The 13,383-nt window shown below is 63.8% G+C and carries 10 protein-coding genes; 7 read left to right on the forward strand and 3 right to left on the reverse strand.

Going from position 1 to position 13,383, the window contains the following annotated elements; genetic code table 11:
- The 3 genes from SX243_20705 to SX243_20715 form a co-directional block, all read left to right on the forward strand.
- The coding region (locus SX243_20705) for a hypothetical protein (GenBank protein ID MDY7095405.1) at nt 1–557 on the forward strand (557 nt) is incomplete at its 5' end.
- A 390-nt stretch (nt 558–947) separates the two neighbouring features.
- The gene (locus SX243_20710; protein MDY7095406.1) at nt 948–2,105 is read left to right on the forward strand and encodes a hypothetical protein; all 1,158 of its coding nucleotides are present in this window, start codon (nt 948–950) and stop codon (nt 2,103–2,105) included.
- 476 nt (nt 2,106–2,581) lie between these two features.
- The gene (locus SX243_20715) at nt 2,582–3,223 is read left to right on the forward strand and encodes an NYN domain-containing protein (protein MDY7095407.1); all 642 of its coding nucleotides are present in this window, start codon (nt 2,582–2,584) and stop codon (nt 3,221–3,223) included.
- Nucleotides 3,224–3,453: 230 nt separating this feature from the next.
- Here the strand turns inward: SX243_20715 and SX243_20720 are convergent, their stop codons facing one another.
- Nucleotides 3,454–4,455, reverse strand: coding sequence for a hypothetical protein (locus SX243_20720; protein ID MDY7095408.1), 1,002 nt, complete (start codon nt 4,453–4,455; stop codon nt 3,454–3,456).
- A 249-nt stretch (nt 4,456–4,704) separates the two neighbouring features.
- Nucleotides 4,705–5,265, reverse strand: coding sequence for an ECF-type sigma factor (locus tag SX243_20725; protein ID MDY7095409.1), 561 nt, complete (start codon nt 5,263–5,265; stop codon nt 4,705–4,707).
- A gap of 206 nt (nt 5,266–5,471) precedes the next feature.
- On the opposite strand from SX243_20725, the gene SX243_20730 reads away from it, so the two are divergent.
- From SX243_20730 to glsA, 3 genes are all read left to right on the forward strand, one after another.
- Nucleotides 5,472–6,539 carry a glutamine synthetase beta-grasp domain-containing protein gene (locus SX243_20730; protein MDY7095410.1) on the forward strand — a complete coding sequence of 356 codons (1,068 nt, stop codon included), beginning with the start codon at nt 5,472–5,474 and terminating at the stop codon, nt 6,537–6,539.
- 136 nt (nt 6,540–6,675) lie between these two features.
- A complete protein-coding gene (locus tag SX243_20735; protein ID MDY7095411.1) occupies nt 6,676–7,953 on the forward strand; it encodes an ammonium transporter in 1,278 nt (425 codons plus the stop codon).
- Nucleotides 7,954–7,956: 3 nt separating this feature from the next.
- Complete coding sequence (gene glsA / locus SX243_20740) at nt 7,957–9,624, forward strand: glutaminase A (GenBank protein MDY7095412.1); 1,668 nt, start codon at nt 7,957–7,959, stop codon at nt 9,622–9,624.
- Nucleotides 9,625–9,720: 96 nt separating this feature from the next.
- Here the strand turns inward: glsA and SX243_20745 are convergent, their stop codons facing one another.
- Nucleotides 9,721–12,372, reverse strand: coding sequence for a tetratricopeptide repeat protein (locus SX243_20745; protein MDY7095413.1), 2,652 nt, complete (start codon nt 12,370–12,372; stop codon nt 9,721–9,723).
- Between the two features lie 302 nt (nt 12,373–12,674).
- Between SX243_20745 and SX243_20750 the strand changes: the two genes are divergently transcribed.
- Nucleotides 12,675–13,383 (forward strand): DUF3800 domain-containing protein (locus SX243_20750; GenBank protein MDY7095414.1); only part of this gene is annotated, 709 nt, incomplete at its 3' end.

Below are 13,383 nucleotides of genomic sequence, written 5' to 3' on the forward strand. Positions count from 1 at the left end.
CGCTCGTCTGGTTTAAGGAGCGATATGACTTCTTGTGGGTTCAGATTTCGAAAGTAGATGCGGAGCTAGCTATTGCGCAAAGAGATTTTGCGGATCGCGCCTTCGTTCCGTTCTGGTCTGCAGCAGAGAAAGCGGCGAAGGCACTAGACCTCTACATGGCCGGTACGCTAGAAATGGCGAAGCAAGCACGCCTATATGAGGAGTGCCTTACTGGACGCGAACATAATTTTCCCGCGTGGAATAGCGAAATTGAATGGCTACCGGTTCCAGAGGGTTATGTTGAACAAATTAGAGTCTTACTGCGAAGGGCGGACCAAGACTACGAGTTTTCTTCAATCCATCAGCAGCGAGTGATCCAGAAGATCCTCCTTGTGGGTTTTGAAGAGGTTGGAAAGGCGATCCTTCACTTGGAAGGCGAGATGGTGAAATCGATCGAGGGCCTCAGGAGGGCACTCAAGGCCGACCTGACTCGTCTAATTTACTCTCAGGAGGCAATAAGGAAGATTCTAGTCAATATTGCGACTGGCGGGTCAAAGTCTAACTGGTCGGGAGAGTAATTTTTTAGACTCTGGGTTAGCTGTCGCCAATCGTCGAGCGTCGCTAATTTTGATGGCTTTTCAAGAGTCATGGTGGGTCTGGTGTTGCATAATCGGCCTTCAGAGACTTCGTCGCAGAGTTCTAGCTTTTTGAAGGCGTAACCTGGAGTCGAGCGCAACGAGCAGCGAGGACCAGCAATGCCCCAACACCCGGATCAGCATCTAACCCCCTCCGATCTCCTGCACCTCCTCTGGCTTGCCGGCCGGACTCCTAGCTCGAGCGAAGCCGTGCTGCACTTGGTCCTGAGGTGTCCAGGGTGTTGCAAACCTGGTCCGGTGCCAGAAGAAGATCGCTACCGGTTGGAAGGAGCTCACTTGACTGAGGAGTCTCTCGGAGCTTTGGCTTGGGGCGTGCTCTTCTACGGTCATCCCAGAATTGCCCTCGGCTTGCAACACCTGACCTCGCAGTGCTCCCAATGCTGGGCGGTCGCCGAGCCGCTGTTCCGCGAAACGGGAGAATCGCTGACGCCCGAGCGCGCTGAGGAACTCGTTCGCGGGCTCGACCAGTTCTTGGGGCATGGCGGTGGTGGTCTGGACGATGAGAGGCGGCAGGCTCCTTCTCGTTTGGAGGACTTGTTGGCACAACCGCCAGGCCGAAGGCTGCTCCTGGTGCGCAATAGTGCTCGGTTCCGATCACCTGCCCTGGCGGACGTGCTGTGCCAGGCGAGCCGGGAGACGGCTCCTCGGGATGCAGAGGAAGCTCTGGAACTGGGAGAGCTGGCACTGGAAGTAATCGTACACCTCAACTCGGAGGTGTACGGTTCACGGATCGTCGAGGATCTCCGCGCTTTTGCTCATGCTGTGATGGGAAATGCCTTGCGGGTGACGCATCGGTTAGTGGAGGCGGAGAGGAATTTTCGCCAGGCTCGGGAACATCAACGGTTGGGCACTGGCCTCCTGCCGATCAGTGCGGAAGTGGACTCGCTAGAAGCTTCGCTTCATTTGACTCGTCGCGATTTCGCTTCGGCTCACAAGCTTCTCGAGGAGGTTCGGGAGGCTTTCGAAGAGCTTCAGGATGTCCGGGGGTTGGCGCGAACTCTCTTGAAAGAGGCCCACGCTTGCCGGGAGATGGGGAGTTCCGACGAGGCAGCGCGGTTGTTTGAAAGGGCGCAGCAGAGCCTCACCGAAACTACTCATCCGCGATTGATGCTTTGCGCGCTGCACGGCCGTTTGGCCTCTGCAGTGGATCTGGAAAGATTCCATGAGGCCGAGTCTTTACTTCCTCAGGTTCGGAGGCTCAGCGAAGAGCTGGGCAGCTCCACCGACCTGCTGCGATTGCGCTGGATCGAGGGGGAGCTTGCTGCTGGCATGGGACGGCTCGAGGAGGCGGAGAGCATCTTCGAAACGGTCAAACAGGAGCTGCTGGCTCAGGGTCTGCAAATCGATGGAGCTCTGGTCTCTTTGCACCTTGGCCGCGTCTATCAGTGCCAAGGCAGAGACCAGCATCTGAAGCAGATGGTGCAGGAGGCCGCCGAGATCTTCCGAGAGAACCGAGTGGCGACCTCTTGAACTTCTGGGTGGGCTTACCCGTTTTTCAGGAACCTTGAAGCAGCTGAGGGCGAGGCTTCGCTACCCCTTCGAAAGTTGCTACCTGCGCTCGGTGGGGAGGTGGAGGTCGCCTGGAGCCTCGTGGTGCAGGCAACGCTCGCCGAGCGGGTCACTGAAGCCATGCTGATGGCCAGCCTTCAGACGCTGTCCAAGCTCCACCCAAGCCACGTAGCGCGGGGCGGATAGGGATCGGTTGGAGAGAACGAAGCCTGGTCTCGTGCAGCAGGAGCGTAGAATCTGAACGCTCTGCTGATTGGGCTTGTGGCCTCGTTGCTGGGCAGTCAGACAAGGGAGGCTGCCAGCTTGACGAGTGGTACGGAGATTGCTTACCATGGTAATGACTTACCACCCCTGTTCCCTCGGGGGCAGGGCGCGAGGCCAGGCAGCTCCGGTTGTCTGGCCTCTGCTCTTTTGTATAAAGGGACTTTCTTCTCGTTTTGAGAACTCGCGTCTACATCGACGGCTTCAATTTCTACTACGGGGCGGTGAAGGACACGCCGTACAAGTGGCTCGACTTCTCGAAGCTATGTGGATTCCTGTTGCCGAGCAGTCAGATTGAGAAGATCAACTACTACACGGCTTGGGTAAAGTCGCCTCCGGACGATCCGCAGCAGCAGGCGCGCCAGCAAGCCTACCTCCGCGCCCTCGCGACGATTCCCAACCTCGAAACCCACTTCGGGTTGTTCACGAGGCATAAGGTGTACCGCCCGGTCGCAGGCTACATTCCAATAGGCGGCTCGAAAAAAGGGGATCGTCAGACGATCAAAATTGTCCGAACTGAGGAAAAGGGGTCCGACGTAAACCTCGCGTCCCACCTGCTTCATGACGGCCACCTCGGGCATTACGACCTCGCTGTTTTGATCACGAACGATTCCGATCTGGTGACGCCCATCCAACTGGTCCGCAACGATCTCAGGCTCGATGTGGGCGTCCTGAATCCCCGGAAGCACCCGAGTCACGAGCTCGCCAGCGTGGCGACATTCATGAAGACGATCCGCTCCGGCGTCGTCTCCCAGAGCCAGTTCCCAGCTACCCTTAGAGACGCGAAAGGTGTCTTCCGCAAGCCTGCAACTTGGTAGCCGCCTAACCCTCTACAGCAAGCCGAGGAAGGGCCGCACCGCCTTCTCTTGGCCGGCGACTCGGCTCGAACACACTATCGGCGACGCCGCTAGCGGCTTCTTCTACGATGGCCGGAGCTTCCTGACCTCCACCCTTGCCGGCTCCCTGAGCGAGATCTTCACCGCTGGCGGTGCGGGCGACTTCGGCAAGGGGCTGAGAAACAAGGGGAGCGATCCCTCCCTGCGGACCTTCAGCGTGCGAGCAGGCCCGCCAGCTCCGGAGCGATCACCAAGGTCACCAGTCGCAGGTCTCGGAGCATGGCGATAGCGGCTTCGATCTCGGCAAGCTCGAGCTGGTCCACGAAGGTGACCAGGAACTGGACGAGGATCCCTCCGTCGAGCGCGGAGTAGTCGATCCCCACCGCTTCCCGATTCAGCTTGGCGACGACATCGGCCACCTCGTCGGCTCGCGCCCCTTCCCGGAGATGGAACGAGATCGTGGCCACCAGGCGGTCGAGACCATCCTCGGTGGTCCTGGGCTGGAGCCCTACGAAGAGACCGTCATGCTTCACTCCGACGATGTTGCCTTCGATGGAATGAACCTCCATACCCTGCGCTTTTAGGAAGCGGCCGAGCTGTGCGGCGGCCTCGTCGTTGGCATCGCCGGTGAAACGGAAGGACGAGTCCCCACCGCCGCGTGCCGCGACGGGCATCAGGACGGTCTCGGTCTCGGCCACGACCCCGCCCTCTCGGAGCTCTTCGCCGTAGCGCAGGAGCTCGTGATCCGGACTGATCGTTTCGTCCTCGAGCTCCTTCGGCCGCAGACCGGCCCGGCGCAGTCGCGCCATCAGCTCCTGGTGAATCGCCCGGCCCCGCTCCGGTCCTCTACGTCCCCGCATCGCCCCAACCATCGACAGCTTCCCCACGAAGTAGGCGGTGCGAAAGCGCAGGTCGCCCTCTTCATCGACGAACTCGTAGGCCAGATAGGAGTCCGTCGGGTCCTGGCCGAGCAACGGCACTTCGTCCACACCGGAGGCGAAGGCGATCAGGCCAGCGTCGCGGTGCCGTAGGTCGACCTCGGCATCGAGATCGGCGCCGACCTCGGCGGCAACGGTGAGGCACTGTTCCACCCGCGAGGCGGCGGCATCCGCCGGCATTGCGACGAAGATCAGGCAGATCAAGAGGACTGGAACGGTTCGCAACTCGAGTCTTGGCGTCGTCTCATCCTCAGCGAGGCGAGTCTGGTTGTTCATGGTTCCTCCTGGGTTCCTTGGTGGCAGGTGGCCGGTGGAACCGCCGCAACGGCGGCCCCTCACCAGTGGAGATCCCAGAACCGCCAGGGAGTGTGAGTAGCCGTGAAAAGGAAGTAGCCTCAGGCCCGCGCCACGACTCGGAGGCCCCACAGCCCGATCGCTAGTACCAGGGTGTACACCAGCGCCGTCTGCGGTCCCGCTCAGGAGGCGATGGCGGTGGCGATGACCGCCGCCGGCAGCCCCCCCCCCTCACCCCATCCGCTCCAGCAACCAAGCCCGCGCAAAGGTCCAATCCCGCTTCACCGTAGCCGGGGAGGTCCCCATCACCTCCGCGGTCTCCGCAATCCCGAGGCCAGCGAAGTAGCGCAGCTTCACCACTTCGGCTAACCGGGGCTCTTCGTTCCCCAGAGCTTCGAGGGCTGCATCCAGAGCTAATAAGTCGAGGTCGGGTTCCTCGCCGGCGATGGCGAGGTCGGCGAAGGTGACGCGCTGGGCTTCGCCGCCGCGCTTGACGGCCTGGTGGCGGCGGGCGTGGTCGACGAGGATTCGGCGCATGGCCTGGGCGGCGGAGCCGAAGAAGTGGGCGCGATTCTCCCAGTGGTCGTCGCCGGGGGCCAGGCGGAGATAGGCCTCGTTGACCAGGGCCGTGGGCTGGAGGGTGTGGCCAGGGCGCTCGCGGAACAGGCGGGCGCCGGCCATGGCCTTGAGCTCCGAGTAGACCCGCTCGTAGAGCTCCTCCTGGGCGCCGTCGCGCCCGCTCCGGACCGAGTCCAGCAAGTGGGTGAGGTCTTCTGAGCCTTCCTCTTTCATTGCTTCAAATCCTACCGCGACCGCCCCCGGCTCCTGGGAGCCGGAGAGGTCATCTCAAAAAAAGTTCAGATCTTGTGAGCCACTTCATGGCCCTACTCCGCATGGGTGTGTGAAGGCCACCTAGCAGCCCGTGGCCAAAGTCGGGCCGCGCTGCGAGAGGCCGACCTCACAAGAAATACAACCTCTAGATTTCAAGGAGTATCGAGATGAACAGATTGGCTGAGTACATTTGGTTGGACGGTGCGAAACCCACCCAGGGACTGCGTTCGAAGGCGCGAGTGGTGCAGGTTCCGGAGGGCCGGGCGCCGCAGCTGGAGGACTTTCCGACTTGGGGCTACGACGGCTCCTCGACCTATCAGGCCGACGGCGGCGATTCCGACCTCGGGCTGGTTCCGGTGCGGATCTTCAACGATCCGCTGCGCGGCGAGGGCGGGTACCTCGTGCTGTGCGAGGTGGTGGATTCCTCCGGTGAGCCCCACGAGACCAACGGCCGGGCCGCGTTGCGCCGGCTGATGAACGATGGCGCCGCCGAGCAGGAGCCCACCATCGGCTTCGAGCAGGAGTACACGCTCTACCGCGACGGTCGGCCGCTGGGCTTCCCCGAGAACGGCTTCCCGCAGCCCCAGGGCCCGTACTACTGCGGCGTCGGCGCCGGGCGGGTCTTCGGTCGCACGGTGGTCGAGGTCCATACCCGCGCTTGCCTCGACGCCGAGCTGATGGTCTATGGCATCAACGCTGAGGTCATGCCCGGGCAGTGGGAGTTCCAGGTCGGCTACCGCGGTTTCGCCGGCGAGAGCGCCGATCCGCTCACCGTCGCCGATCACCTCATCGTCGCTCGCTACCTGCTGGAGCGGGTCACCGAGGCCCACGGCATCCAGGTCAGCTGGGAGTCGAAGCCGATGAAGGGGGACTGGAACGGCGCCGGAGCCCACACCAACTTTTCCACCCGCGAGATGCGCGATCCGCGCACCGGCCGGGCGGCCATCCATCGCGCCATCGAGCAGCTCGCCGCGCGGCACGAACTCCACGTCGCCGGCTACGGCGCGGGCCTCGCCGAGCGCCTGACGGGGCTCCACGAGACCTGCTCCATCCACGAGTTTCGCAACGGCGTCGCCGACCGGGGTGCCTCCATCCGCGTTCCGCGCCACGTCGAGGAGAAGGGCCACGGCTATCTCGAAGACCGCCGCCCGGGAGCCAACTGCGATCCCTACCTCGTGAGCTCCCTGCTGCTGGAAGCGATCTGTGCCTCCGAGTCCAAGACGAAAGCTGCGTGAAATCTGATTTCGGGAACGGGCTGCCGGGAGCCCCATCTGCCGGCAGCACGATGGAGCTCCACCGGCGGTCCGTTCCCATTCTCTTCGGCCTCGTTCCTTTGTGTGGCGCAGGTCGGAGAACTTTGAGGAGAACGAAATGGATACTGGAAATACTGCTTGGGTCCTCGCCAGCACGGCGCTGGTCTTGCTCATGACCCCTGGTTTGGCATTCTTCTACGGCGGCCTCGTGCGCGAGAAGCAGGTCGTCAACACGATCAAGATGAGTTTCATCGCCCTCGGCGTGGTGGCCCTCGAATGGGCCGTCATCGGGTACTCGCTGGCCTTCTCCGAAGGCTCGGCCCTCCTCGGCGGTCTGGGTTTCTTGGGCCTGGCCGGGGTCGGCGTGGAGCCCGATCCGGCCTTTTCCGCCGACATTCCCCATCTCGCCTTCATGGCCTTCCAGATGATGTTCGCCGTCATCACCCCGGCCTTGATCTCCGGCGCGGTGGTCGGGCGGATGCGCTTCCGCTCGTACTCGCTGTTCATCCTGCTGTGGAGCCTCGTGGTCTATTGCCCCATCGCCCATTGGGTGTGGGGGCCGGAGGGCTTCATCGGGGAGCTCGGCGTGCTCGACTTCGCCGGCGGCACGGTGGTTCACGTCAGTGCTGGCATTTCGGCTCTGGTGGCCGCTTTGATGGTCGGTGCCGGCCGCCGGACGGGGGCGGAGCGGCCCCACAATGTGCCGTTGGTGATGCTCGGAGCTTCTCTCCTGTGGTTCGGCTGGTTCGGCTTCAACGCCGGTTCGGCGCTGGCGGCGGACGGCATCGCTGCTCTGGCGGTGGTGACCACGATGCTCGCCGCTGCTGCTGCGGTGGCGACCTGGGTCGGTGCCGAGATGGTGCTCAAGTCCCGCCCCACCGCGACCGGTGCCGCCATCGCGGCGGTGGTCGGCCTGGTGGCGATCACGCCGGCGGCGGGTTTCGTCACCCCCATGGCCGCCATCGCCATCGGCGCCATCGGCGCGGCGACCAGCTACGCCGCGCTGGAGCTGCTGCGCCGGAGCGGTGTCGACGACACCCTCGACGTCTTCGCCTGTCACGGCGTCGGCGGCATCGTCGGCTCGGTCTTGACGGGGGTCTTCGCCACCACCTCGGTGAACCCCAGCGGTGCCGATGGCCTCCTCTACGGCGGTCCCGAGTTGGTGTTGATGCAGATCCTGGGCGTCGCGGTGGCGGGCCTGTGGGCGGCTCTTGGCACCGCCGGGACTCTGCGCATCGTCGCCCGCGTCACCGGGCTTCGCGCCTCCTCCGAGGTCGAGAAGATCGGCATCGACGTGGTGGAGCACGCCGAGCACGCCTACGTCCACGACACCCTCATCGGTGCTTCCGGCGAGCGTCTGCGGCCTTCGGCGCGGCCCGTCGCGGTGGGGGAGTGAGCCGTGGTCACGCACGCGAAGAAGGGCGATTCCAAGCCCCGCTGTCGTCGGAAGCGCTCCGGCGGCGGCGCCCCTTCCGGGGGTGGTGAGACCTTGGACGGCGCCCGTGGATCGGGCTACCCGGGCTCCTCCGGCTCCCGCGAACGGCAGCTCTTCGAGGCTCTGACCGGCGGCCAGGCGACTTTGCACCCCAGCGATCTGCGGGCTGCGCTGAGGCACGCCGGAATCCGCCTCGACGATCCGCGGGTCGAGCAATCGGTGCGGGCTCTGGACGAGCTGGATGCGGCGAGCAAGGCGGCTCCGAGGGAGATCGATTTCGAGACCTTCGTTCGGGTCGTTCAACCCAATGTCCTGATGATCGACAAGGCGCTCAAGCGCGAGCTCGTGATTCCCGATTTCGGCGCCTTTGGCGACGAGATCCAAGGCATCTTCGAATCCGTCCGCCAGATGCGGGGCGGCAAGGTCGCGGACTACATCCCGCAGCTCGCTCGGGTCGACGGGGAGCAATTCGGGGTCGCCGTGACCACCATCGACGGGCAGCGCCTGGCTCTCGGTGACGCGGCGAAGCCGTTCTCGCTGCAGTCTTCCTGCAAGCCCTTCGCCTATGCTCTGGCCCTCGAGGCGTGGGGTGAGGAGGTAGTGCACCGCCACATCGGCACCGAGCCCAGCGGCCAGAGCTTCAACGAGCTCACCCTCAACCAGGAGGGCAGACCGCACAACCCGATGATCAACGCCGGGGCGATCATGAGCTCGTCGTTGATCCGGCCGGAGGCCGAGATGGCGGACCGCTTCGACTACGTCCTCGAGATGTGGGAGCGGCTCGCCGGCGGTGCTCGGCCGACCTTCAGCAATTCGATCTACCTTTCCGAACGGCGAACCGCGGATCGCAATTTTGCCCTCGGTTATTTCATGCGGGAGAACGGGGCCTTCCCCGAGGGCACGGACCTGCTGGAGACCCTCGAGTTCTACTTCCAGATGTGCTCTCTGGAGCTCACCGCGGAGTCGTTCTCGGTGGTGGCGGCGACGCTGGCCAACGGCGGCGTCTGTCCGATTACCGGGTACCGGGTGCTCGCTCCGGACACCGTGCAGAAGGTGCTGTCGTTGATGTACTCCAGCGGCATGTACGACTACTCCGGCGAGTGGGCCTTCCGCATCGGGTTACCGGCGAAGAGTGGCGTTTCCGGCGTGATCATGATCGTGGTGCCCAACGTGCTCGGTCTGGTGGTCTGGTCGCCGCCGCTGGATGCCCACGGCAACAGCGTTCGCGGCATCGCCTTCGCTCGGCAACTGGTCTCGACCTTCAACTTCCACAACTACGACAACCTGGTGGGAGGGGTCCACGGCAAGATCGATCCTCGCCTGGCTCCCCACCAGGCGAAGCGCAATCTGCTGGTCGACCTCTGCTGGGCCGCCAGCGAGGGGGATGTCGACGGGATTCGGCGCCTGTTGGTGCAGGGGGTCGATCTCGAGGAGGCGGACTATGACGGGCGCACGGCGTTGCACCTCGCCGCCTCCGAGGGGCGCGCCGAAGTGGTGGAGCTCTTCGTGCAACGGGGCATCGAGCTCGGCCCGGTGGATCGTTGGGGCAACACGCCTCTCGACGACGCCCGCCGGGGCGGCCACGAGAAGGTAGTGGCGTTGCTGACGCCATCAGCCGCGCAAGCGGCGTGATCGTCGGCCTTACCGAAGGCTCCGAACCATGGAGCGTGTCGGCTGCACAGCGAGATCTGTGGAGCCGGCACGCTCTTTTTTCTATGGCGGATGCCTCTAAAGACTCGCTGGGTCAGCCCCGGCGGCTGGACCCTCTGCTCCGTTCGCTGGGCTGGGATTCAGCTCCGCGAGCAACGATGCCAGCTTGGAGCGCACCTCGGATCCTTCGTCGGTCAGCCCGAGGGCCTCCCGAGCCGTCGAGACGGCTTGGCTGTGGTCCCCCGTTTGTTCTTGGGCGCGCGCCAGGATCATCAGCGCCTCGGCGTCGCCACGGTCCGTTGCGTCCACGGCCTGACGGGCTACGGAGAGGGCTTGGGTGGGGTCTTGCAGCTTGGGAACTGCTGCCGTGAGCAGGAGGTTCGCGTAGTCGATGCGATCCCGAGTCCTGGCGGTGGGTCCTTCGCAGACTCGCCGGAGAGTCTCTGCATAGCGCTCCAAGAAGTCTGCGTGCCGCTCCTCATCTCCCGTCCGCTGGTAGAGAATCACCAGATTCTGCAGTCCTTCGACGGTGCTGGGGTGGAGCTCGCCGAGGGCTCGGCGCTTGATCTCGAAGTTCTCCAGCAGAAGCTCTTCGGCCGCCGAGTACCGCTCCTGCTGCAGGTAGAGCCAGCCGAGGTTGTTGGCCATCACCAGGGTTTCCGGATGCTCTGCGCCCATGACCCGGCGCATCGGCCCGAGGGCTTCCTCGAGAAGCTCTTCGGCCTCGCCGTTGCGACCCCAGCCGAGGTAGAGGGCGGCGAATCTGGAGATCGCGTTGAGGGTTCGCGGATGCTCGGGACCATAGTGCTCCCGGTTGATGGCCAGGACCTCTCGATGGATATCTTCGGCTTCCTCCCAGCGTTCGAGGAAGCGGTAGACGATGGCGAGGTTTCCCAGGACCCGCATGGTCTCGGGATCCTGCCGGCCGGCGAGCCTCGTCCTCGCTTCGAGGACTCTCTGGTAGAGCTCTTCGGCGCGCTCGTAGTCGCCCGCCTGGTACTGCACGACGGCCAGGTCCTCGAGGGCGCCGAGACTCACGGAGTCGGCGGTTTCCGGTCCGGGAGGGGCGTGGCGCAGAGCCTTTTCCAGCGCGTCCTCGGCCTCGTCGAGGCGCCCGTCCGCTCGGTACAGTCGCCCCAGGCGCAGGTACAGGCCGCGGGTTTTCGCATCCGCCGGCCCCAGATGTTCCTCGAAGAGGCTACGGGCGCGGAGGAGGTGGGGTTCGCCGGCGTCGAAGACCCCGAGGAGGCTGTAGGTCTGCCCGATGGTCTGGCGCAGCGAAGCTTCCACCAGGGGCTGATCGGGGAATTGTCCTTCGATGCGCTGAGCCGCCGTGTCCAGCACCTCCCGCACCGACACATCGATGCCCTGCCGTTCCGGCGCCACCGCGGCGAGAAGGTCGTCGTTGAGAAAGCGGTTGACCTCCTCGGCGACGGCGGCACTGACTTTCGCCCGCTCCGCTTCCTGCCGGGCCCGGACGAGGCCGATGGAGGTTCCGAGGGTGCCGATGAGCAGGGCGAGAAGGGCCAGCCCGGCGGCGGTCAGCATCAGGCTGTGGCGCCGGACGAAGCGGCCGATGCGATAGGAGGTGCTAGGGGGCCGGGCCAGGACGGCTTCCCGGGCACGGTAGCGTTGGATGTCCGCCGCTAGCTCAGAGGCGGTGGCATAGCGTCGGCCCCGGTCCTTCGCCAGGGCTTTCATGATGATCCAATCGAGGTCACCGCGGAGCGTGCGGAAGAGCGTCTCGGTGTCGGCCCGACGGCGCTGAGCTCGAGCGAAGGCTGCCTCCTCGCCCTCCCGGACCCGTGCGCTCGGCGGCTTCGGATCCCGTTCGACCAGGATCTGCTGGATCTCCGCGAAGGCCTTTTTCCGGAAGTTGAACGGTCGCAGCCCGGTGAGCAGCTCGTAGAGGACCGCTCCCAGGGAGTAGACGTCGGAGCGGGTGTCGACATCGAGGGCGCTGGTCTCGGCCTGCTCCGGACTCATGTAATCCGGTGTTCCGATGATTTTTCCGACGCGGGTGTGCAGCGTGATGTCGCTGAGCCGCTGGTGCAGGGCCTTGGCGATACCGAAGTCGATGACCTTGGGAGTCGCCTTGCCGTCCACCTCTTCCACCAGGAGGTTGGTGGGTTTGATGTCACGGTGGATCACGCCCTTCTGGTGAGCGTGCTGAACCGCCAGGCAGATATCGACAAAGAGCGCGAGTCTCTCGTCGATGGAGAGCTGCCGCCGGTCGCAATATTCGAGCAGCTGAACGCCCCGGACATACTCCATGACGAAGTAGGGGCGACCGTCCCCGGTGGATCCGGCATCGAGGATGCGGGCGATATTCGGGTGGTTCATCAAGGCCAGAGCCTGGCGCTCCGCGTGGAAGCGTCCCAGGAGCTCTTTGCTGTCCATCCCCGCTTTGATCAGCTTGAGGGCGACCCGGCGGCGGACCGGTTCCGTCTGCTCGGCGATGTAGACGACTCCCATGCCCCCTTCGCCCAAGGGCTCCAGAAGGCGATAGGGGCCTACATGCTCACGCTCCTTCGGCAGGGGAGCGGGCCGCTCCAACGGCATCGCGACCAGCTCCGTGCGGTCATGGGCCAGCAACAAGGCCCGAACTCTCTTCTCGAGCTCGGGCCTTTCTTCTCCAATCTCTTGGAGGTAGGCATCCCGCTCCTCCCCGACGATCTGCAGGGCGGCCTCGAAGACCTCGCGCTCTGAGAGATTTGGCGAATTGTCCATGACTCCGAAGACATTACCCCAAAAGCCGGTTTTCCGGGGGCGCTCTCCGTTGGGCTTCTCGTGGTCTGCCTCGCAGCAGGGTTCTTCTTGTGAGCCTGGGTAGCTAGAGCAGGATTGAGGCCGATCCATCCTCTTGCAGCTTGGGTAGAGCCGGTCGGCAAGCGTATCGAGCAGTTGACCGGTTGTGATTCATTAGGCTACAGTTGAAATGCAATCGGCAGAGCTGCCTCTTGCGGCTCGACTTGACCGGTTGCCTTTCTACCCGCTCTTGCAGCGGGTTTTCGCTTTTTAGGGGGCAACTTATGTACCTTCTATACCTTGATGAGTCAGGTAATGAGGCAGATCCGTCGGATCGATATTTCGTTCTAGGAGGCTTATCACTCTTTGAGCGGCAGACTTTCTTCTTGGCTGAGGCTGTGGAGGCTGTTCAGAAGAAGTACTTCCCTGGGGTTCAGCCATTGACCTTTCATGCTTCGGAGATCCGCAGTGGCCGAGGTTTTTGGAGGAAAGTGCCTGACGAGGTGAGAGAGGGTGTTCTCGAGGATCTGGTCACCGCCATCATCGAAGCACCGGATCGGGGAAGGGCGCTCTATGCAGCCGTGATCGAGAAATCGGACCGCCTGTGGGGTGAGGCTGCGGTAGAGAAGGCGACCGAGGAGCTTTGCAGAAGATTCGACCTTTTTCTCCAAAAGAAATTCCAGCAGGAGGCGGATCCGCAGCGGGGGCTCTTGGTGTTCTCAGAGGGTCGTTTCGATGCGCGGGCGAAGATCTGGGTCCGTGACTTTCACCGCAGAGGCACTTCCTGGGGGGCGATTCGCAACCTGGCGGACATCCCATATTTCGCCAGTACCAAGGAGTCCCGACTGCTTCAACTAGCAGACCTGGTGGCGCATGCGGTCTGGCTACTTTATGAGCGCAGGAACAGTCGCTGGATCCAGCGCTTGGTGCCTTGCTTCGATGGTGACGAGGGGATCTTGCACGGCCTGGTGCACGTCCGACCCCAGGCCGATG

It is taken from the genome of Acidobacteriota bacterium, assembly GCA_034211275.1.
Classification (GTDB): domain Bacteria; phylum Acidobacteriota; class Thermoanaerobaculia; order Multivoradales; family JAHZIX01; genus JAGQSE01.

Coding starts and splice junctions, on each gene's coding strand:
- SX243_20720 (MDY7095408.1), bottom strand. CDS start 4,455: ATGAACAACCAGACTCGCCTCGCTGAGGATGAGACGACGCCAAGACTC.
- SX243_20725 (MDY7095409.1), bottom strand. CDS start 5,265: ATGAAAGAGGAAGGCTCAGAAGACCTCACCCACTTGCTGGACTCGGTC.
- SX243_20730 (MDY7095410.1), top strand. CDS start 5,472: ATGAACAGATTGGCTGAGTACATTTGGTTGGACGGTGCGAAACCCACC.
- SX243_20735 (MDY7095411.1), top strand. CDS start 6,676: ATGGATACTGGAAATACTGCTTGGGTCCTCGCCAGCACGGCGCTGGTC.
- SX243_20745 (MDY7095413.1), bottom strand. CDS start 12,372: ATGGACAATTCGCCAAATCTCTCAGAGCGCGAGGTCTTCGAGGCCGCC.